Below are 20,483 nucleotides of genomic sequence, written 5' to 3' on the forward strand. Positions count from 1 at the left end.
GCCGGCCCGCCCGGTCCGGGCCCGGCGGGCGACCGCGGTCACCATCGGGCGCGGCTTCATCAAGGGATGAGGGCCAACCTGCGGTTCCCTCGGTGAGCTCGGCCCGGGAAGCACGGCTCCGCCTGCATCCCTTGATGAACCGGCGCCCTACGACGCGTGGTCGGCCTGGTCGTCCTCGACCGCGGCGGTGCGCATCCGCAGCTTCTGGGTGTCGGTGAAGGTGACCTCGACGGTCTCGAATCCCTTGTGTCGCTGGGCCCTGGCGTAGCTCGTGTAGGCGCGGCGGTCGGCCTCGGTCAGCTGCACCCGGTCGGTGAACGGCGTGAGCAGCGCCCGCGGCCAGAGCCGGCGCTCGAGCACGACGTTGACCTCGATGCCGAGCACGCCGATGACGGCGGTCAGCCAGATGATGCCGATGAGGCCGAGGACCAGGCCGAAGGTCTGGTTCATCGCGCTGGTCTCGGTGAGCACGTTGGTGACGTAGAGCGTGCCGACCTTCTGCAGCCCGATCCACAGCAGCGACGCGGTGACCGCCCCCGGGATCGAGCCCGTCCAGATGTTGTGGCTGCGCGCCGAGCCGACCCGGAAGAGCGCGGTCAGGACGACGGTGTTGACGACGACGGTGATGAGCGTGATCGGCCAGCGGTACGACGACACGGTCTCCCCGAAGACCTCGGTGTTGGCGGCCAGCGTCGAGAGCACGGACACCGCGAGCACGGCGACCCCGGCCGTCAGCAGGAGGAACAGGCTCTTGAGCCGGAGCAGCACGGGGTTGGGCCGGCTGTTGCGCGGGACCGACCATGCGATGTTGAGCGCGTTCTGCAGCGCCTGGCCGAGTCCGAGGGCACCGTAGAGGGCGACCAGCGAGCCGATGACGAGCGCCGCGGCCGAGCCCTCCAGACCCTCCGGCCGGCCGAGCTGGTCGCCGATGATCGGGAACTGGGCCAGCGCCGAGTCGAGCAGCTCCTCCTGGAGGTCCGGGTTGTCCTGGAGGAAGAAGCCGAGGATCGACGACCCCAGCAGCAGCAGCGGGAAGATCGCGATGAAGGCGTAGTAGGTGACGATCGCGGCGAGGTAGTTGCCCTGGTCGTCGAAGTACTTGTAGATCACCGCGATCGGATAGCCCAGCACGGACCATCGGCGCTGGGCGCGATCGGCAGCGTCGACGACCTTGGCCACGCGGACACGCTATCGGGGTTCGGCGCCGAGCACGTGCAGGCCGTTCCCGGCGATCGAGGGGAAACGACCGGCGCCGGGCCAGAGCTCGAGGATCAGGTCGCCGTCGGAGTCCCGCGGGTCGGACGTCGAGGCGGCACGTGGTCGGGCAGCGTCGGCATCTCCAGACCGGTGTGGCGGCCGACGAGGCTGCCGCGGGTGACGGCGCTGCCGCCGTACCGGGCGCGGACCCGGTCGAGCGCGAGGTCGAGGCTGCCGGCTGCGGCCTCCTGCGCGAAGAGCGGCAGCTCGAGCTGCTCGGCGCCGTGGGCGTCGACGAGGCCGGAGATCGTGATCCCGAGCAGCGTGCAGCCGCGCTCCTCGATCAGGGGCCACGCGACCTCGAGCAGTCCCCGGCCGGTCTCCAGCCAGGCCGCGGTGGCGGCGGTCGAGTGCGGGATGGTGGTCGACCTCGTCGCCCGGGTGAAGTCGTCGAAGCGGAGGCGGAGCGTGAACGTGCGGCCGATCCGCTCGCCGCCCCGCAGCCGCCGGGCGACCCGGTCGACGAGGCCGGCGAGCAGCGCGTCGAGCTCGGTGTGGCTCTTGCGCCGACCGGGCCGCCCGATCGCACACTGGGAGCCGATCGAACGACGCCGCCGGCCGACCTCCACCGGACGCGGGTCGCGGAGGTTGGCGAGCGCCCACAGGTGCCGGCCCGCGGCCTGGCCGACCGCGGCCGTCAGCTCCAGCTCCTCGCGCCGCGCCAGCTCGCCGATGGTGCGGATGCCCTCGGCGTGCAGCTTCGCCGCCGTGACCCTGCCGACGCCCCACAGCCGCTCGATCGGCAACGGGTGCAGGAACTCCTGCTCCCGCCCGGGCGCGACCCGCAGCAGCCCGTCGGGCTTGCTGACCGCGCTCGCGACCTTCGCGAGGTACTTCGTGCGGGCGATCCCGACCGAGATCGGCAGGCCCACCTCCTCCCGGACCCGGCGGCGCAGGTCGGCGCCCACCTGCTCGGGCGGGCCCGCCAGGCGGCGCAGCCCGGCGACGTCGAGGAACGCCTCGTCGATCGAGAGGCCCTCGACCAGCGGCGTGGTGTCGTCGAAGATCGCGAAGACCCGGCGGCTCGCCTCGACGTACGCCGCGAACCGTGGCGGCACCACCAGCGCCTCGGGGCACAGTCGCATCGCCTGTCGCCCACCCATCGCGGAGCGCACGCCGCAGGCCTTGGCCTCGTAGCTCGCCGCCAGCACCACGCCGCCGCCGACGATCACCGGGCGGTCGCGCAGCCGGGGGTCGTCGCGCTGCTCGACGGAGGCGAAGAACGAGTCGAGGTCGGCGTGCAGGATGCCCGCCGACCCTCGACCCGCAGCCTCGCTGCTCCGGATGCGCGCCACGCTCCATGATCGAACATCTGTTCGATCACCGCAAGGTGCCCACGCTGGGATAGTCCGGCACGTTCCGGTTGTCGACACGCGGTGCGGGCAACCAGAACGTGCCGGACTATCCCGCCGAGGCGGTCAGTAGGACTTCGGCAGGCCGAGCGAGTGCATCGCGACGAAGTTGAGGATCATCTCCCGGCTCACCGGGGCGATCCGGCCGGCGCGGGTGGCGACCAGGAGGCCGGCCACGCCGTACTCCTGCGTGATGCCGTTGCCGCCATGGGTCTGCACGGCGGCGTCGGCGGCGTTGCAGGCGGCCTCGGCGGCGGCGTACTTCGCCATGTTGGCGGCCTCGCCCGCGCCGAAGTCGTCGCCCGCGTCGTAGAGCGCGGCCGCCTTCTGGGTCATCAGCCGCGCCATCTCGGTCTCGATGTGCACCTGCGCGAGGGGGTGCGCGACGGCCTGGTGGGAGCCGATGGCGCCCTGGAAGACCGTGCGCTCCTTGGCGTACGTCGTCGCCTTCTCGAGTGCGTAGCGGGCCAGTCCGGTGGAGAACGACGCGGCCATGATCCGCTCTGGGTTGAGCCCGGAGAAGAGCTGCGCCAGACCGCCGTCCTCGTCGCCCACGATCGCGTCGGACGGGAGCCGGACGTCGTCCATGAAGACCTGGAACTGCAGCTCGGGGCTGACGATCTCCATCGGGATGTGCGTGTACTCGAAGCCGGCGGCGTCGGTCGGGACGACGAAGAGGACCGGCTTCACCTTGCCGGTCCGGGCGTCCTCGGCACGCGCGACGACGAGCACGTGGTCGGCCTCATCGACGCCGGAGATGTAGACCTTGCGGCCGTTGAGCACCCACTCGTCGCCGTCCCTGCGCGCGGTGGTGGTGATGTTGTGGGTGTTGGTGCCCGCGTCGGGCTCGGTGATCGCGAACGCCATCGTGCCGGTGCCGTCGCAGATCCCCGGGAGCCAGCGCTGCTTCTGCTCCTCGGTGCCGTAGCGGCCGATGATCGTGCCGCAGATCGCCGGGCTGACGACCATGAGCAGCAGCGGGCAGCCCTGCGCCGCCAGCTCCTCGCACACGGCCGCGATGTCGCCGATGCCGCCGCCCCCGCCGCCGTACTGCTCGGGGATGTTGATGCCGAGGTAGCCGTTCTTGCCGATCTCGAGCCAGAGCTCGGTGGTCTTCTCGCCGGCGCGGGCCCGCTCGGTGAACCACTCCCTCCCGTACTTGCCGGCCAGCCGCGCGACCGCCTTGCGGACCTCCTGGCGCTCCTCGGACTCGGTGAACGTGCTCATGCTTCCTCCACGACTGCCAGTACCTCCCCGGCGGCGACCTGCGCCCCGGGCTTCGCGTCGATCTCGGTGACCGTGCCGGCGTACGGCGAGAGGACAGGGTGCTGCATCTTCATCGCCTCGAGCACCAGCACCTGCTGGCCCGCCTCGACCTCTTGGCCCGTCTCCACGGCGACGCTCACGACCGTGCCCGGCATCGGCGCGAGCAGGCTGCCGCTGGCGACCTGCTCGGCCGGGTCGACGAACCGCGGCACCCGCGTCAGGTGCACGTGCCCGCGGCTGCTGTCGACGTCCACATCCCTGCCGTTGACAGTGATCGCGTACGTCGTGCGCACGCCGTCGGTCTCCAGCGTGACGCTCTCCGAGCCCGCCGACACCACCGTGTGGCCGTCGACGGCATACGCGCCGTACCACTCGACCTCTGCCTCCTCGAAGACCGCGCGCTGCGGCTGGGAGACCACGTTGCGCCAGGCGACGGGGATGCCGCGCTGCACCGTGCGTGCCTCCTTGGCCCGCTCGGCCAGTGCGATCGCCGCCGCCACCGCCGCACCGTCGGTGGCCGAGGAGGGACGCAGCCCCGTCTCGAAACCATCGAGGAAGTCGGTGCTCACGTCGCCCCGCAGGAAGGCCGGGTCCCGCAGGATCGCGACCAGCTGGTCGCGGTTGGTCACGAGTCCGTGGATCCGGGCGCGCGACAGGACGCCGGCGAGCTTCCGGGCCGCCGCCTGCCGCGTCGGCGCGTGGGCGATCACCTTGGCGAGCATCGCGTCGTAGTGCGTCGACACCTCGCTGCCGGACTCGAATCCGGCGTCGACCCGGACGCCGTCCTCCAGGGGGATCTCGAACGTCGTCAGCGTCCCGCTCTGCGGCTGGTAGTCGGCGGCCGGGTCCTCGGCGTACAGCCGCACCTCGATCGCGTGACCCTGCGGCGGATCGCTCCACCCCATGAACCAGGTGGCCTCTGCCGAGGCGACCTGCAGCAGGACCAGGTCGACGTCGTGCACGAGCTCGGTGACCGGGTGCTCGACCTGGAGCCGGGTGTTCATCTCCAGAAAGAAGAACCGCTCGGTCGCCGGGTCGTAGAGGAACTCGACGGTCCCCGCGCCTCGGTACTCGACGGCCTCGGCCGCCTGACGCGCCGCCTCGTGCAGCGCGGTGCGGACCTCGTCGGGGAGGTTCGGCGCCGGGGCCTCCTCGACCACCTTCTGGTGGCGGCGTTGGAGCGAGCAGTCCCGCTCGCCATAGACCACCGAGTCGACGACCTGCACCTCGACGTGCCGGCCGCGCTCGACGTACGGCTCGACGAAGACCGTGCCGTCGCCGAACGCCGACAGCGCCTCCGCCTCGGCCTTCGCGACCTCGCCCGGCAGATCCTCGAGCCGGCGTACGACGCGCATGCCGCGACCGCCACCACCGGCGGACGCCTTGACCAGCAAGGGCAGGTCGGCCTCCGTGGGCTCGGCGGGCGCTTCCAGCACCGGAACGCCCGCGGCCTTCATGATCTCCTTGGCCCGGATCTTCGAGCCCATCGCCTCGATGGACTCCGGCGTCGGGCCTATCCAGGTCAGGCCCGCGTCGATGACCGCGCGGGCGAAGTCCGCGTTCTCCGAGAGGAAGCCGTACCCGGGGTGGATCGCATCGGCGCCCGACCCTCGAGCCGCGTCGAGCACGAGGTCGATCCGCAGGTAGGTCTCGGACGGTGCGTTGCCGGGCAGTCGTACGGCGGCGTCGGCCTCACGCACGTAGGGCAGCGCGGCGTCGGCGTCGGCGTGGATCGCGACGGTCTCGATGCCGAGCGATCGACAGGTCCGGAAGACCCGCGACGCGATCTCGGCCCGGTTGGCGACGAGGAGTCGCTTGATGGTCACGGGCGGAACACCCCGAATCGGTCGGTGCCCACGACAGGCTTGTTCTCGATGACGGACAGGCAGATGCCGAGGACGGTGCGGGTGTCGCGCGGGTCGATGACCCCGTCGTCGTAGAGCATCCCGGAGAGGAAGAACGGCAGCGACTGCTCCTCGACCGACTGCTCGACGAAGGCGCGCATGCCGGCGTCGGCCTCCTCGTCGTACTCCTTGCCGCGCCCCTCGGCCGCCGCGCGCGCGACGATCGACAGCACGCCGGCGAGCTGGGCGGGGCCCATGACGGCGGACTTCGCCGAAGGCCAGGTGAAGAGGAAGCGCGGGTCGTACGCGCGGCCGTTCATGCCGTAGTTGCCGGCGCCGTACGACGCCCCCATGATCACCGTGAGGTGCGGGACCGTGGAGTTGCTGACCGCGTTGATCATCATCGCGCCGTGCTTGATGATGCCGCCCTGCTCGTACTCCTTGCCGACCATGTAGCCGGTGGTGTTGTGCAGGAAGAGCAGCGGGGTGTCGGTCTGGTTGGCGAGCTGGATGAACTGCGTCGCCTTCTGCGCCTCCTCGGAGAAGAGCACCCCCTGCGCGTTGGCGAGGATGCCGATCGGGCGGCCATGGATCCTCGCCCAGCCGGTGACGAGCGAGGTGCCGTAGAGCGGCTTGAACTCGTCGAACACCGCGCCATTCGTCTCCGAGACGCCGTCGCAGATCCGGCGGATCACCTCGCGCGGGTCGAAGGGCTCCTTGAGGTCGGTGGGGATCAGGTCGAGCAACCCGTCGGGGTCCTCGTCCGGCTCGGCGTACGCCGACGGCGCAGCAGTGGCCTTCCGCCAGTTGAGCCGAGCCACGATCCGCCGCCCGATCCGGATCGCGTCGTGCTCGTCCTCGGCGAGGTAGTCGGCCAGGCCGGAGACGCGTGCGTGCATCTCGGCGCCCCCGAGCGACTCGTCGTCGGACTCCTCGCCGGTGGCCATCTTCACCAGCGGCGGACCGCCGAGGAAGACCTTGGCCTGCTCCTTGACCATCACCGTGTAGTCGGACATGCCGGGCACGTAGGCGCCACCGGCGGTCGAGTTCCCGAAGACCAGCGCGATCGTCGGCTCCTTGCGAGCGCTCGCCCGGGTGAGGTCGCGGAAGAGCTTGCCGCCGGGGATGAAGATCTCCTTCTGCGTCGGCAGGTCCGCGCCCCCGGACTCGACCAGCGAGATCGTCGGGAGGCCGTTCTCCTCGGCGATCTGCGAGGCGCGGAAGATCTTCCTCACCGTCCACGGGTTGGAGGCGCCGCCCTTCACCGTCGGGTCGTTGGCGGTGATCAGGCACTCGACGCCCTCGACGACGCCGATGCCCGTGACCACCGACGCGCCGACGGTGAAGTCGGATCCCCAGCCGGCCAGCGGCGACAGCTCCAGGAAGGCCGAGCCCTCGTCGACGAGCAGCTCGATCCGCTCGCGGGGCAGCAGCTTGCCGCGGGCGTGGTGACGGTCGACGTACTTCCGGCCACCGCCCTCGACCGCCTTGGCGTGCTCGGCGTCGAGGTCGGCGAGCTCCTCGAGCATCGCCTGACGATTGCGGGACGGGCGCAGAAAGCCCACCTCAATCTGAGATTTCACGCTCGACGACCGCCTTCATCCGCTCGAGGGTGGTGCGCATGCCGCGCTCGTTGGTGCGGCCGCGCAGCTTGCCGAGCAGCAGCCAGTAGAGGCGCAGGTAGGGCTTCGACTCGAGCCGGAAGTACTCGGTCACGTTCGTGCCGGTGCCGTCCGCCTCGAGGCGGTAGCCCCAGTTGTTGATCGCCACGTCCGCGGTGCCGACCCGGAACTCGAAGAGCTCGTTCGGGACGCTCCTCGTCACCTGGCAGGGCGTCCAGTACGTCGGGCCGACGCCGTTGCGCTTCACGTGGCCCTTGAAGTAGGCGCCCTCCTCGGGGCCGGTCGAGCCGCGGGTCCACTCGGCCTCGAAGGTCTCCGGTGAGAACTCACCGATGCGCGTCACGTCGGAGACGAGCGCCCACACCTTCTCCGGCGGCGCGTCCATCCGGACGGTGACCTCGCCCTTCATGAGTAGCCCAGCAGCTTGGCTGAGAGATCGGTCAACACTTCGGTGGCCCCTCCTCCGATCGGCAGGATCCGGGCGTCGCGGTAGTGCCGCTCCACCTCGGTCCCGTGCATGTATCCCGTCCCGCCGTGCAGCTGGACGGCCTGGTCGCAGACGTACGTCGCGCAGTCGACCGCGGTCTGCTTCGCGAGGCACGCCTCGGCGATCACCTGCTCGCCCGCGGCATGCCGGCGGGCGACCTCGCGCGTGTAGGTGCGGGCGACCTCGACCTGGCGCCGCATCTCGACGAGCCTGTGGCGCACCACCTGCCTGCTCACGAGCGGTTGTGAGAACGTGTCGCGGTCGCGGCAGTACGCCGCGGTCAGGTCGAGCGAGCGGGCCGCGATGCCGTAGCCGTGGACCGCCAGGGCCAGCCGCTCCACCACGAACTGCTCGGCGATCTGACCGAACCCGGCGTTCTCCTCGCCGACCAGGTTGGCCACCGGGACCCGCGCGTCGACGAACGAGAGCTCGGCGGTGTCGGAGCAGTGCCAGCCCATCTTCCGCAGCGAGCGGTCGACGGTGAAGCCGGGCGTGCCCTTCTCGATCACCAGGAGGCTGACGCCGCCCGCACCGGGCCCGCCGGTGCGGACCGCGGTGGTCACGAAGTCCGCCCGGACCCCGCTGGTGATGAAGGTCTTGGCGCCGTTGACGACGTACTCGTCGCCCCGTGCCGACTTCTGGCGGACGGCGGTCGTGCGGATGCCACCGACGTCGGACCCGCCGCCGGGCTCGGTGATGCCGAGCGCGCCGATCGTCTCCCCCGCCAGGGTCGGTCGGACGAACCGGTCGACGAGGTCGGCGTTGCCGTGCGCGGCCAGGTGTGGCAGCGCGATGCCGCCGGTGAACAGCCCGGCCATCAGGCCGGACGACGCGCCCTCGGCGAACATCCCCTCCTGCAGGTCGACCGTGTCGAGCACGTCGCCGCCCCCGCCCCCGACGTCCTCCGGGAAGGAGATGCCGAGCAGTCCCTGCTTGGCCGCGGCCAGGTGGAGGGCGCGCGGGATCGTGCCGGCGTCCTCCCACTCCTGGAGGTGCGGCGCCACCTCGCGGCGGACGAACTCGGCACCGAGCTCGCGCAGGTCGCTCACAGCAGGTTCTCCGGGAGGTCGAGGATGCGCGAGCGCACCCACTCGCCGAGTCCCTTGGCCTGCGGATCGAAGCGGGTCGACGCGGCGACCCCGTCGCCGAGCAGCCCGTGGATCAGCACGTTGACGCCGCCGAGGTTGGGCAGCACGTGCACCTCGACGTCGAGGTCGGCCGCCTCGGGCACCAGCTCGCGCACCGTGCGCGGGGTGATCAGCGTGGTCAGCCAGGCGACGCGGGCGTCGTACTCGCCGGAGCCGTCGTGCGCCACCCAGAGCCCGAGGTTGGCGTCGCCGCCCTTGTCGCCCGAGCGCGCGTGCACGAACGAGCCGAGCGGCGCGCGCCGGGACCGGGAGTCGACGGACACGGGCGCCGGAGGCAGGCTCGGGTGGTGCTCCGGCTCCGAGAACCCGGTCGGGTCGGGGATCACCTCGCGCCGCCCGTCCGCGTGCACGACGGCGTGGGTGACCGACGAGCGGTCGACGTACTCCGGCCGATAGATGCCGTACGGCGTGGGCTGGGCGGGCGGACCGGTCATCGTGAAGCCGGGGTACGACGCCAGCGCGAGCTCGACCGCCGCGCCGGTGAACGCCCGGCCGACGGGGTCGGGCTTGGCGTCCTTGACCGTGCAGCGCAGCAGGCAGGACGCGCCCTCCTCGGTGTCCGCGTCCGCCATCGGCTGTGCGGTGAGGGTCCACGAGACGTCGCTCGCGGTGAGTCGCGGGGTGAGCTGCTCGCGCACCCAGTCCGCCTTGGCGTCGATGTCCAGGCCGGTGAGCACGAACTCGGCGGTGTTGCGGAAGCCGCCGAGCTCGTTGACGCAGACCTTGAGCCGCTCCGGCGGTGCCGCACCCCGCACGCCGCCGATCTCGACCCGGTCCTGGCCGACCTCGCGCAGCTCGACGGAGTCGAGGAACGTGGTGACGTCGGGGTTGAGGTAGCGGGTCGACTGGATCTCGTACAGCAGCTGCGCGGTGACGGTGTCGACGGTCACGGCGCCGCCGGTGCCGGCGTGCTTGGTGACCACGCTCGACCCGTCGGCCGCGATCTCGGCGAGCGGGAAGCCCAACGGCCTGCGGTGGTCCGGCAGCGACCGGAACCCCGAGAAGTTGCCGCCGGTCGCCTGGGTGCCGCACTCGAGCACGTGCCCGGCAACCACGGCGCCCGCGAGCTCGTCGTACTGCGTCGGGGACCAGCCGTGGTACGCGACCGCCGGTCCCACGACCAGGCTCGCGTCGGTGACCCGGCCGGTGACGACGACGTCGGCGCCGCCGGTCAGCGCGGCGGCGATGCCGAAGCCGCCGAGGTAGGCGTTCGCGGTGAGCGCCCCCTCGAAGCCGAGCTCGCGCACGTCGTCGCCCTCGACGTGTGCGACCTGGGCGTCCAGGCCGAGGGCGCTGGCGACCTCGCGGATCCGCTCGGCGAGACCCGCCGGGTTGAGACCGCCGGCGTTGCTGACGATCTTCACACCCTTCTCGAGGGCCAGGCCCAGGCAGTCCTCGAGCTGACGCAGATGGGTCTTCGCGTAGCCCAGCGACTGGTCCTTCATGGTGTCGCGACCGAGGATCAGCATGGTCAGCTCGGCCAGGTAGTCACCGGTCAGGTAGTCCAGCGGCCCTCCCTCGAGCATCTCCCGCATCGCGGTGAGCCGGTCGCCGTAGAAGCCGGAGCAGTTGCCGATCCTCACCTCTTCGACCGCCCCTCACCGGCCGGACCGGCGAACGCCTGCGCGATCGTCAGCCACGTCTCGGCGTCGGCGCCGGTCGCGACCAGGTCGGTGTCGTCGCGGTGGACGCGCTGCGTCACGAGCAGGCACAGGTCGTACGCCGAGCCGGTGACGGTCTGCGCCGCGTCCTGCGGTCCCCACGACCACTGGTCGCCGGACGGCGCGATCAGGTCGATCCGGAACTCCTCGGCCGGCGGCTCCAGGTCGTGCACGGAGAACGCGAAGTCGCGGGTGCGTACGCCGAGGTGCGCGACGTGCCGGATCCGGTCGGTCGGCTCGGGCGCGATGCCGAGGGCGTCGTAGACGTCGAGCGCGTGCGCCCAGGTCTCCATGAACCGCGCCGTCGCCATCGACGTCGGCGACATGGGCGGTCCGAACCACGGCATCCTCTCGCCGCTCGGGCGGTCGCGCAGGGTGAGGCGGAGCGCGTCGCGGGCCGCGCCCCAGCGGGCCAGCAGCGCCTCGGGCGCGAGCCGGGCGATCTCGTGCGCGTGGGTGTCGACGTAGCCCGTCGGGTCGGCGATCGCGTCGAGCACGACCGCGTCCCACGCGTCCTCGTCCGTCGCGGCGATGACCGCCACCTCGTCTGTCCAGAGCAGGTGCGCGATCTGGGTCGCGACGGTCCAGCCCGCGGCGGGGGTCGGCGTCGCCCAGCCGCCCCGGTCGCCGGCATCGAGCCCGGCGACGGCGGTCCACAGCAGGTCGCCCTCGGCCTTGAGGTCGTCGAGGAGGTCGTCGAGCAGGGTCATGGCAGCTCCTTCTCGAGCACGCCGGCCCAGCGGTCCAGGATCGCCGTACGGCGGCGGCCGTCGTCGGTGATCGTGTTGGCCAGGCCGAGCCCGCGCACCAGGTCGAGCGTGGCCTGCACCAGCTCGCGACTGCCGGGCACCGACTCGTCGATGCCGAGCAGCTCGACCGTCAGTCGATGGGTCTCGCGGCCGACCCGCTGCTCCAGCGGAGCCACCGCGGCGAGCAGCGCCTCGTCGGTGCGCGCGGCGTTCCACAGCTCGAGGGCCGCGGCGAAGACCGGACTGGCGAAGTGGTCGCCGAGCACCTGGAGCACGGCGCGCGTGTGCCGCGGCCCCTCCGGGAGCGCCGCCGCCGCGTCGGCCAGCTCGCGACCGCGCTTCTCGGTCAGGTGCTCGACCGCGGCGACGACCAGGTCGTTCTTGGTCGGGAAGTGGTGCAGCTGCGCGCCCCGGCTCACCCCGGCCCGCTCGCTCACCAGCGTCGTCGACGTGCCGGCGAACCCCCGCTCCACCAGGCACTCGATCGTCGCCTCGAGCAGCCGTGCCCGCATCGCCCTCGTGCGCTCCTCCTGCGGCACGCGCGTGCTGGTCGCCGGCATGCCGCTCAGCATGGTGGAGGACTAACAAACAGTCAAGTCTGCCTTTTTTGGCGCGCCTCAGTCGACCCGGGCCACCAGCGGCAGGCGGGAGCGGGCGAAGAGGGCCACGAGCGCGGCCGTCACCAGCGGCAGCGCGACGACGACGCCGAGGATCATCAGCCACGGCACGTCGAGGTAGTGGGCCTCGACCTCCGGGTCCCACCCCCGGGTGAGCGGGTAGGTGACCGCGATGCCGGGGATGAACCCGACCGCCGCGCCGAGCACGGCGCCGACGACGCCGATGACGAGGGCGTACGACGCGGCGATCCAGCGTCGCCGGCGGGGCGAGGCCCCCACCGCCGACAGGGTCGCGAGGTCCGGCCGCGCGTCGGAGAGCGCGAGGAAGGTCGCGGTCAGCGTGCCGCCGAGCATCAGCACGCCGCCGAGCCCGGCGAGCACGAGCTGCACGATCACCGTCTCGTCGTCGGCCTGGTAGCCGCGCTCGACGTAGAAGCCGCCGTCGTTCGTGACCGCCTGCACCGCCTCGGTGACCGCCTCCTCCTGCTCCGGCGTGATGCGCCCGCCGCTGACCGCGAGCGCGACCGGGGCGTGGGGCAGGTCGAGCCGGTCGATCACGGCCGGCGGGATGACTAGGCTCGCCGAGGCCTCGGACCGGTCGATCGGCACGTACGTCGCGGGCACGGTCGCCCGCGGCAGGTTCCCGCTGTCGTCCATGGTCGACCACGACGGTCGCAGGACGACGCGGTCGGCGTCGACCGGGCGGTCGGTGAAGACCACGACGCGCCCCTCCGCGAGCGCCGCGTCGCCGCGGCGTCGTCCCGCGTCGGACACGCCCCGGACGATCTCCGGCATGTCGTCGTCGACGAGCACCGACGACCCGAACGTCGTCGCCATCATGGACAGCAGCGGCTGGTGTCGCGGGACGCCGGGCGCCCGGGTCTCGAGGTAGTAGGACCGCGCGTCCGGCTCGGCCATCGACGTGCTCTCCACCAGGCCGTCGACCAGCACGACGTCGGCGTCCGGGACCTTCGCGGCCACGGCGCCGTGCAGGTCACGCCACTGCGGGGGCGTCAGGTCGTACGCCGTGACGGCACCGTCGCCCATCGGCAGCATCGCCTGGTAGGTGCCCTCGTTCTCCGCCTCGTCGCTGGTCACGGCGATGCCGAGCGCGACCACACCGGCGACGGTCGCGGCGACCGCCGCCACGGCCGGCACGGTGCGGGTGCGGTGCCGGGCGGCGTCGCGCGCGGCGTACCGCGGCGAGAGCGGCAGCCGTCCGGCCAGTCGCGCCACCCCGGCGACGACCACCGGCACCAGCAGGATCATGCCCAGCACCGCGACGACCGCCGAGGCGGCGATCGCGAACTCGCCGCTCGAGCCCGAGGTGGCGCCGTACGCCGAGCCGGCGACGCCGACGCCGATCAGCACGACGCCGAGGATCGGCGACCGCAGCGACGGTCGCGTGTCGGCACGGCGTCCGGAGAGCACGGCCACGACGTCCTGTCGCGAGGCGATCCACGCCGGCACCACCGAGGCGAGCACGGCGCTGACGAGGCCGAAGAGCGCGATGCCGAGGAGGTGCAGCCACGGCACGTCGAACGGGCCGAACCACTCTCCGGACCAGTGCTGGACCACCGGCACCAGCAGCCGGCCGGCGCCGATGCCGAGGGCGACGCCCAGCAGGGCGGCCACCGTGCCGAGCACCACGCCGCCGCCGATGATCGCGCGGCGACTCTGTGCGGGCGTCCCGCCGGCGGACGCCATCAGCGCGAGCGTCCGCGCCTGGCGCCGGGCCGTGACCGCGAACGCCGGGCCGGCGAGCAGCACCACCTCGAGCAGCGCCATCACCACGATGAGCACGATCGCGGCGACCATCGCGTCGTCGGTGCCGCTGCTCCACGCCCGGATCTCCTCCGGGGCCTCGGAGTCTGGCGGGGGGTCGGCCAGGACGGCCCTCGACAGCGCTGTCGCTCCGAGGGCGTTGAGCTCCTCGACCTCCGCCCACGACACGTCGCCGCCGGCGGCGAGCCAGGCCGGTCCCGACCACTCGGAGGGCTCGATGCCGAGGCTGCCGATCGGCCCGGCGACCACCGGCATGGTGCGCGAGGTCGTGGACTCGGCGATGCCGACGACGATCGGCGCGGGTGCGTCGTCGCCGACGAGGTCGAGCCGGTCGCCCACGGCGTACCCCTGGTCGCGCACCTCGCGGTTGACGACGACCTCGGAGCTGTCGGCCGGCCAGCGGCCCGACCCGAGGTCGAACAGGCCACGCGTCAGCGGGTCGCGCAGGTCGACCTCGGTCGCCCAGACGTAGGCCACGCCGTCGTCGGTGCGCAGGTAGACGTCGCCCTGGCGGCGCTCGAGGAGCCGGACGCCGCCGAGCACGTCGGAGACCTCCGCGGCGGCCGGCGGCTCGTGGTCGGCCGGCACCCCGTCGGCCGAGGTGGATCCGTCGTAGGGGTCGAACGCCTGCAGCATCGGCGCGCCACCGGCCGGCACCTCGACCAGCGCGTCGGCAGCGCCCAGCCGCCGGTCCAGCGACTCGACGCCACTGACCTCCTGCGTCGCGATGACGACGTCGGCTGCGGTCACGGCCAGCACCGGCAGCGCGATCATCACCAGCACCAGGACAGACCGGCCGCGGTGACGCATGGCGTCGCGCCTGGCCAGGCGGAGCGCCAGACGCCAGGAGGCCAGAGCGCTCATCGGATCCGGCCCGCGTCGAGCAACGCGTCCGCGTGGTCGGCGCCGGTCTCGTCGATGACCACGCCGTCGCGCAGGAAGACGACGCGATCGGCCCAGGCGGCGTGGCGGGCCTCGTGGGTCACGAGCACGCCGGCCGCGCCCGCGTCGCAGCGGGCACGGAGCAGCCGCAGGATGCTCTCGCCGGTCTCGCTGTCGAGCGCACCGGTCGGCTCGTCGGCGAGGATCAGCCGCCGGTCGCCGACCACCGCGCGGGCGATCGCGACGCGCTGCTGCTGGCCGCCGGACATGTGGTCGGGGAAGCGGTCCGCGAGGTCCGCGATCCCGACCTCCTCCAGCGCCGCCCGGGCACCGGCCCGGGCCGTCCGGGACCGGACGCCGTCGAGCTCGAGCGGCAGCGCGACGTTCTCCACCGCGGTGAGCGCGGGGATCAGGTTGAAGTCCTGGAAGACGTAGCCGATCGACGTACGCCGCATCCGGGCGCGGCCCGCGGCGCCGACGCCGGCCAGGTCGACGCCCTCGACGCTGACGACTCCGGACGTCGGGCCGTCCAGCCCGCCGGCGAGGGTGAGCAGGGTCGACTTGCCGGACCCCGACGGGCCCATGACCGCCACCAGCTCGCCGGGATGCGCGGCGAAGGAGACCGATCGCAGCGCGTGCACCTCGGTCGCGCCCTCGCCGTGGACCCGGGTCACCTCCGCCATCCGCAGCACGGCGCTCATCGGGGTCCCCGCGAAGTTGTTCGGGGGAGCGAAGCGGAGGAGAAGAACTTCGGGGGGTGGTTCATCGGGGTCCCCGCGAAGTTGTTCGGGGGAGCGAAGCGGGGGAGAAGAACTTCGGGGGGTGGTTCATCGGCTCGCCTCCTCGTCCGCCTCTTCGGCGAGGATCTCCTCGAGCAGGGCCTCCGGCCGCTCGAGCTGCGCCCGTCGCAGCCGCGCCTCGCAGTGGTCGAGCCACCTGACCTCCGCCTCGGCGGCGAAGACCAGCGAGTCGAGGACCAGCGACCAGGCGAGGTCCTCGCGCCTCGACCCCTCGGCCGCCCGCCGCTTGAGGCGGGTGTAGTCCTGGAGCGCGGCCATCGTGGCCGACCGCTGCTGCTGGATGACGGCCCCGACGTCGACGCCGGGCACGGTCACCGCGAGCGCCAGCTTGATGGCGAGCTCGTCGCGGGGCGGCTGGGTGCGCTCGACCGGGGTGGTGAACCAGTTCGCGACCTCCGCACGCCCCGCATCGGTGATCCGGTAGATGACGTGGCCCTCGCCGTCCTCACCGGCACCCTCGACGAGCCCGTCGCGCTCGAGCCGGGTGAGCGTCGTGTAGACCTGCCCGACGTTCAGCGGCCAGGTCGAGCCGGTCCGCTGCTCGAACTGGGCCCGCAGCTGGTAGCCGTAGCGCGGCTCCTCCTCCAGCAGCGCCAACAACGCCTGACGCACCGACATCGCGGCCTCCCGACCCTCCTCCACCCGCCCCCGTGACGAGTGGATACCGCGTATGTATACCACGTATGCATGCCAGACTCGCGGCATGTCGCGCAGCTACCTCGTCCCCGGCTTCCGGGTCACCGACCACACCGCGGCCGTCCCGCTCGACCACGCGGATCCCGCGGGGCCCACGATCGAGGTGTTCGCGCGCGAGGTCGTCGCGACCGACCGTCAGCACGACGACCTGCCGTGGCTGGTGTTCCTCCAGGGCGGCCCGGGCGCGAAGTCCCCGCGACCCGCGAGCGGGGCGGGCGACTCCTGGCTGGCGGCCGCGGCGCGGCACCACCGGGTGCTGCTGCTCGACCAGCGCGGCACCGGCCGGAGCACCCCGATCTCCGCGCGCACCGTCGCCGGCGTCTCCGGGCTCGGGCAGAGCGACGCCGACCTCGCGGCGTACCTGCGCCTCTTCCGCGCCGACAGCATCGTCGCCGACTGCGAGGCGCTGCGGCAGCAGGTCGCCGGCGGCGAACGGTGGTACACGCTCGGCCAGAGCTACGGCGGCTTCTGCACGATGACCTACCTCTCCGAGGCGCCCGAGGGACTGCTCGGCTGCTACGTCACCGGCGGGCTGCCGGGCCTGACCGCCACCGCCGACGACGTCTACGCCCGCACGTTCCCGCGGATGGCGGCCAAGAACGCCGCGTTCTACCGTCGCTACCCCGACGACGCCGCGGCCGTGCGCCGGGTCGCCGACCACCTCGACGCCGAGGACGTCCGGCTGCCCGACGGCGACCGCCTCACCGCGCGCCGGCTGCGCGTGCTGGGCAACGCGTTCGGGATGAGCGACGGCTACGAGAGGCTGCACTGGCTGCTCGACGACGTCTGGCACGGCGACCTGCTCTCCGACGGCTTCCTGCATCAGGTGATGGCGCTGACAGGCTTCGTGGACACCCCTCTCTTCGCGCTGCAGGAGTACACCTACGGCGGACCCGGATCGGGCCCGACCGGCTGGGCCGCGCAGCGGGCACTCGAGCGGCGACCCGCGTTCGCCGCGGACGCCGACCCGCTGCTGCTCACCGGCGAGACGATGTTCCCCTGGATGTTCGACGACCTCGCCGCGCTGCGCCCCTTCCGCGGGGCGGCCGAGCTGCTCGCGTCGTACGACGACTGGCCGCCGCTCTACGACCTCGACCGCCTCGCGGACAACGAGGTGCCGGTCTCGGCGGTCGTCTACCACGACGACATGTACGTCGACGCCGGCCTCTCGCTCGACACCGCGACCCGCGTCGGCAACGTGCGGGCCTGGGTCACCAACGAGTACGAGCACGACGGTCTGCGCGCCGACCCGGACCGGCTGCTGAGTCGCCTCAGGGACCGCCTCCACGGCCCCGCCTGACCGCGGGGTCAGCCGTCGATCCGCACCAGGGTGAGGTCGTCGGAGTCGGGGTAGGAGAGGTAGCCCAGGTAGCGGACCCCGGCGGAGAGCCCGGTCCAGGAGAGACTGACCGAGGTCTCCCGGTTGGACCGCACCGGTGTCGGGTCGGGCGACAGCTGCAGCCCGCCGGCCGTGGCGGCCGGGTCGAGGCCCCAGAAGTCGAAGGCGTACGCCATCGGGCTGCCCTGGTCGCCGGCCGAGAACCCGGCGACCTCCACCAGGTAGGTGCCCGGCTCCGGGTCGCGCAGGGTCACGGCCTCGTCGCCGGACGCCGTGCCCGACTGGCCGGCCACCGCGAACGCGTCGTCGACGTTGCACGACGTGGACTCGAGGACGGTGAGGTCGAGGTCGGCGGTGTCGTCGACCGCGTCGACCTGGAAGCGGGCGAGCGTCGTGTCCGGGGTCACCGTCACGCACTGGTAGTCGTCCTCCCCCGCCGCGACCGTGTCGTTCACGGTCGTCGACGCGGCGAGCCCGCGGGCGGTGACGTCGAGGTCGCCGGTGAAGCCGGCGGTGAGCGGCACGCCCAGCGACCCGCTCGTGCCGGCGCCGGACACCGACGTCGGCGCGGCGACCGAGACCGGACGCAGGGCGACCGGCAGTCGCACCGACGTCGGCCCGTCGAGGACCACCGCGCCCTGGGTCCAGCGGCCGAGCCTGGCGCCGGTGCGCTCGAAGACGAACTTCACGTCGATGGCGTCGTTGCGGCGGTCGGAGCGGACCCGCGCCGGCGAGGTCTTCACCTTGAAGCCCGGCACCGACGCCGAGATCTTCCAGACGCCGGGTCGGGTCGCCCGGAAGGTACGCCGCAGCGTCGTCCGGGCCGTGACCGCACCGTCGGCCAGCGACGGCAGGTTGACCTTCGCCGCCGCCCGCGGGGGCGTCCCGGTCGGGACGCCCTGCCCGGTCAGGAAGCCGCGCCACTCGACGGGCGTCGAGGTCACGAAGAGGCCCGGGTCGAAGGAGCGGCGTGGCCGGACCTGGCCGGCGCCCTGCGCGAGCGCGTCCTTCGACTTCTTCCCCTTGGCCGTCTTCGAGGGCTTCGCCGTGGTCATCAGGGCGGACTTGATCTCCATCGGCGACCACCCGGGCCGGACGCCGTGGATGAAGGCCGCGAGGCCCGCGATGTGGGGCGAGGCCATCGACGTACCGGAGTAGAGGTCGTAGCGGCGACCCGAGTTCGACGGCGGCGACACCGCGGCCAGCACGCTCACGCCGGGCGCGGACACGTCGGGCTTGAGGATGTCGCCACCGCCGACGAGGGCCGGGCCGCGCGACGAGAAGCCGGCGACCTGCGGCAGCGGCGTCTTGTGCTTGGTCTGGTTGCCGAGCACGAACGACGCGCGCGCGTTGCTGCGCGCGTTGCCCAGGTAGTTGTAGAGCCGGGTGCCGTCGGTGTCGGAGATGTGGATGGTCGGCACCGCGTGGAAGTCGGCGTCGAGGCTGTTCGGCGACGGGTTGACGAGGATCATCGCGACCCCACCCGCACGCTTGACCTCCGCGCTCTTGGCGACCCGGTCGTAGACGCCGCGCAGGCAGATCACGATCCGCCCCTCGACCTTGTCGTCGTCGAGCGAGCCCGGTCCGCAGATGTCGGCGTCGCCGTCGGCGGCGTCCTTCGCCGGTGCCTTGCTGGCGTCGACGATCCGCGTGCTCGGCACCGGCTCGGTCGACACGGAGGCGCCGACGATCTTCTTGCCGTTCGCCAGCACGATCGTGTTCTCGTAGTTGTAGTGGGTGGTGGCGGCGACCGTCGTCAGCCAGGGCCCCGGGTGGTCGAGCGTCGACGGGTCCGGGCCGGCGTTGCCGGCGGAGGTGGCGACGAAGATCCCGGCCTCCGCCGCGCCCTCGAACGCGATCTCGACCGCGTCGACCGTCGGGCTGGCACCGCCGCCGATGGAGAAGTTGATGACGTCGACGCCGTCGATCACCGCCTGCTCGATCGCGGCGATGGAGTCGGCGTTGTTGCAGCCGCTGTCGTCGGGGTTCGCGGCCTCCCAGCAGACCTTGTAGACCGCGAGCCGCGCCGCGGGCGCCATGCCGACGACCCGGCCGAACTTCCGCCCCTCGGTCTTCACCTTCTCCACGACACCGCCAGCCGCGGTGCTCGCGGTGTGGGTGCCGTGGCCGCCGCCGTCGCGGGCGGACAGCTGCTCGGTCGGGGCGAGCTCGTCCTCGGGCACGGTCTGCAGGAAGCTGTCGGCGTAGTAGCGGGCGCCGATGATCTTGGTGTTGCAGTCGCCCTTGTCCCACTTCTCCGCGACGTCGCAGCGCCCGCGGAAGACCTCGCCGTCGACCTTCTCCATGCGGGTCTTCTCGCCGTGTCGCGAGATGTCCCACGTGGTCTTCGGCTTCTTCGACAGCAACTTGTCTTCGAACGACTTCGACTGCGGCCAGATGCCCGAGTCGAGGTCGCCGATGACGACCCCGGCGCCGGCCTCGCCCCGGCCGCCGTGCCGGGCCCACGCCCCGTCGCGCCCGGTGAGGCCGAGGAACTTCGGGGAGCGCCACGTGTCGAGGTGCAGCGTGCGCGACTTCTCGACGAGGAGCACCCGCCGGTCCGAGGACAGGTCGACCACCTGCGCGGTGGTCAGGTCGGCGACGAAGCCGTTCGCCGCGATCGTGAAGTCCCGCACCGGCTCGGCGCCGGCGTCGCGCGCGACCGCAGCGTGCGCGCGACGCAGGTGGGCGGAGTACGCCGCGACCCGCGCGGACCGGGCGTTGAACTGCCCCGTGGTCGATCGGGTCGCCCGGTAGCGGCCGGTGCCGCCGGCGTACCCGGTCGCGGCCGGCTCACGCAGCAGCACGACGTAGCGTCCGGCGGTCACCTCGGCGCCGGTCACCGCCCCGTCGTCGGAGGCCGGCGCGGCGCCGGCCGGCGCACCGGGCGGTGCCGCGAGCAGCGCGGCGGCGACGACCCCCGCCACGACAAGACGACCGACCGAGCTGACGAGCCCAGAGAATCCCACCGGCCCACT

15 protein-coding genes are annotated in these 20,483 nt (G+C 72.7%); 1 reads left to right on the forward strand and 14 read right to left on the reverse strand.

Annotated features, from left to right (window positions below; translation table 11 throughout):
* Positions 1 to 147 precede the first annotated feature (147 nt).
* The 13 genes from PZ894_RS12180 to PZ894_RS12240 form a co-directional block, all read right to left on the reverse strand.
* On the reverse strand, positions 148 to 1,179 hold the full coding sequence (locus PZ894_RS12180; protein ID WP_275745098.1) for a YihY/virulence factor BrkB family protein: 1,032 nt from the start codon (positions 1,177 to 1,179) through the stop codon (positions 148 to 150).
* Between the two features lie 92 nt (positions 1,180 to 1,271).
* Positions 1,272 to 2,552: a DNA polymerase IV gene (gene dinB, locus PZ894_RS12185; RefSeq protein ID WP_275745099.1), complete on the reverse strand. Its 1,281-nt coding sequence runs from the start codon at positions 2,550 to 2,552 to the stop codon at positions 1,272 to 1,274.
* A 123-nt stretch (positions 2,553 to 2,675) separates the two neighbouring features.
* Complete coding sequence (locus PZ894_RS12190; protein ID WP_275745100.1) at positions 2,676 to 3,836, reverse strand: acyl-CoA dehydrogenase family protein; 1,161 nt, start codon at positions 3,834 to 3,836, stop codon at positions 2,676 to 2,678.
* Complete coding sequence (locus PZ894_RS12195; protein WP_275745101.1) at positions 3,833 to 5,701, reverse strand: biotin carboxylase N-terminal domain-containing protein; 1,869 nt, start codon at positions 5,699 to 5,701, stop codon at positions 3,833 to 3,835. The genes PZ894_RS12190 and PZ894_RS12195 overlap by 4 nt, the downstream gene beginning before the upstream one ends.
* Positions 5,698 to 7,248 (reverse strand): acyl-CoA carboxylase subunit beta, encoded by a 1,551-nt coding sequence (locus PZ894_RS12200; RefSeq protein ID WP_275745102.1) that lies wholly within the window; start codon positions 7,246 to 7,248, stop codon positions 5,698 to 5,700. Before PZ894_RS12200 ends, PZ894_RS12195 begins: the two co-directional genes overlap by 4 nt.
* Positions 7,249 to 7,285: 37 nt before the next feature.
* Positions 7,286 to 7,750: an SRPBCC family protein gene (locus PZ894_RS12205; RefSeq protein WP_275745103.1), complete on the reverse strand. Its 465-nt coding sequence runs from the start codon at positions 7,748 to 7,750 to the stop codon at positions 7,286 to 7,288.
* The gene (locus PZ894_RS12210) at positions 7,747 to 8,877 is read right to left on the reverse strand and encodes an acyl-CoA dehydrogenase family protein (protein ID WP_275745104.1); all 1,131 of its coding nucleotides are present in this window, start codon (positions 8,875 to 8,877) and stop codon (positions 7,747 to 7,749) included. Before PZ894_RS12210 ends, PZ894_RS12205 begins: the two co-directional genes overlap by 4 nt.
* Entirely contained in the window at positions 8,874 to 10,559 is a 1,686-nt protein-coding gene (locus PZ894_RS12215; protein ID WP_275745105.1) for an acyclic terpene utilization AtuA family protein, read from the reverse strand. The genes PZ894_RS12210 and PZ894_RS12215 overlap by 4 nt, the downstream gene beginning before the upstream one ends.
* Complete coding sequence (locus PZ894_RS12220; protein ID WP_275745106.1) at positions 10,556 to 11,347, reverse strand: TIGR03084 family metal-binding protein; 792 nt, start codon at positions 11,345 to 11,347, stop codon at positions 10,556 to 10,558. Before PZ894_RS12220 ends, PZ894_RS12215 begins: the two co-directional genes overlap by 4 nt.
* Entirely contained in the window at positions 11,344 to 11,946 is a 603-nt protein-coding gene (locus tag PZ894_RS12225) for a TetR/AcrR family transcriptional regulator (RefSeq protein ID WP_275745107.1), read from the reverse strand. The genes PZ894_RS12220 and PZ894_RS12225 overlap by 4 nt, the downstream gene beginning before the upstream one ends.
* 57 nt (positions 11,947 to 12,003) lie before the next feature.
* Positions 12,004 to 14,652, reverse strand: a complete 2,649-nt coding sequence (locus PZ894_RS12230; protein ID WP_275745108.1) for an ABC transporter permease — start codon at positions 14,650 to 14,652, stop codon at positions 12,004 to 12,006.
* Entirely contained in the window at positions 14,649 to 15,371 is a 723-nt protein-coding gene (locus PZ894_RS12235) for an ABC transporter ATP-binding protein (protein WP_275745109.1), read from the reverse strand. Before PZ894_RS12235 ends, PZ894_RS12230 begins: the two co-directional genes overlap by 4 nt.
* Before the next feature lie 126 nt (positions 15,372 to 15,497).
* Positions 15,498 to 16,088, reverse strand: coding sequence for a PadR family transcriptional regulator (locus tag PZ894_RS12240; protein ID WP_275745110.1), 591 nt, complete (start codon positions 16,086 to 16,088; stop codon positions 15,498 to 15,500).
* 85 nt (positions 16,089 to 16,173) lie between these two features.
* On the opposite strand from PZ894_RS12240, the gene PZ894_RS12245 reads away from it, so the two are divergent.
* The gene (locus PZ894_RS12245; RefSeq protein ID WP_275745111.1) at positions 16,174 to 17,466 is read left to right on the forward strand and encodes an alpha/beta fold hydrolase; all 1,293 of its coding nucleotides are present in this window, start codon (positions 16,174 to 16,176) and stop codon (positions 17,464 to 17,466) included.
* Positions 17,467 to 17,474: 8 nt separating this feature from the next.
* On the opposite strand, the gene PZ894_RS12250 is transcribed toward PZ894_RS12245, so the two are convergent.
* Entirely contained in the window at positions 17,475 to 20,474 is a 3,000-nt protein-coding gene (locus PZ894_RS12250) for a S8 family serine peptidase (protein ID WP_275745112.1), read from the reverse strand.
* Positions 20,475 to 20,483: the final 9 nt, after the last annotated feature.

It is taken from the genome of Nocardioides sp. YIM 152315, from assembly GCF_029210375.1.
Taxonomy (GTDB): Bacteria; Actinomycetota; Actinomycetes; order Propionibacteriales; family Nocardioidaceae; genus Nocardioides.

Excerpts from the sequence above, each read along its gene's own strand:
- PZ894_RS12190 (WP_275745100.1), bottom strand. The coding sequence starts at position 3,836 with ATGAGCACGTTCACCGAGTCCGAGGAGCGCCAGGAGGTCCGCAAGGCG.
- PZ894_RS12200 (WP_275745102.1), bottom strand. The coding sequence starts at position 7,248 with ATGCTCGAGGAGCTCGCCGACCTCGACGCCGAGCACGCCAAGGCGGTC.
- PZ894_RS12205 (WP_275745103.1), bottom strand. The coding sequence starts at position 7,750 with ATGAAGGGCGAGGTCACCGTCCGGATGGACGCGCCGCCGGAGAAGGTG.
- PZ894_RS12220 (WP_275745106.1), bottom strand. The coding sequence starts at position 11,347 with ATGACCCTGCTCGACGACCTCCTCGACGACCTCAAGGCCGAGGGCGAC.
- PZ894_RS12225 (WP_275745107.1), bottom strand. The coding sequence starts at position 11,946 with ATGCCGGCGACCAGCACGCGCGTGCCGCAGGAGGAGCGCACGAGGGCG.
- PZ894_RS12230 (WP_275745108.1), bottom strand. The coding sequence starts at position 14,652 with ATGAGCGCTCTGGCCTCCTGGCGTCTGGCGCTCCGCCTGGCCAGGCGC.
- PZ894_RS12235 (WP_275745109.1), bottom strand. The coding sequence starts at position 15,371 with ATGAGCGCCGTGCTGCGGATGGCGGAGGTGACCCGGGTCCACGGCGAG.
- PZ894_RS12240 (WP_275745110.1), bottom strand. The coding sequence starts at position 16,088 with ATGTCGGTGCGTCAGGCGTTGTTGGCGCTGCTGGAGGAGGAGCCGCGC.
- PZ894_RS12245 (WP_275745111.1), top strand. The coding sequence starts at position 16,174 with ATGTCGCGCAGCTACCTCGTCCCCGGCTTCCGGGTCACCGACCACACC.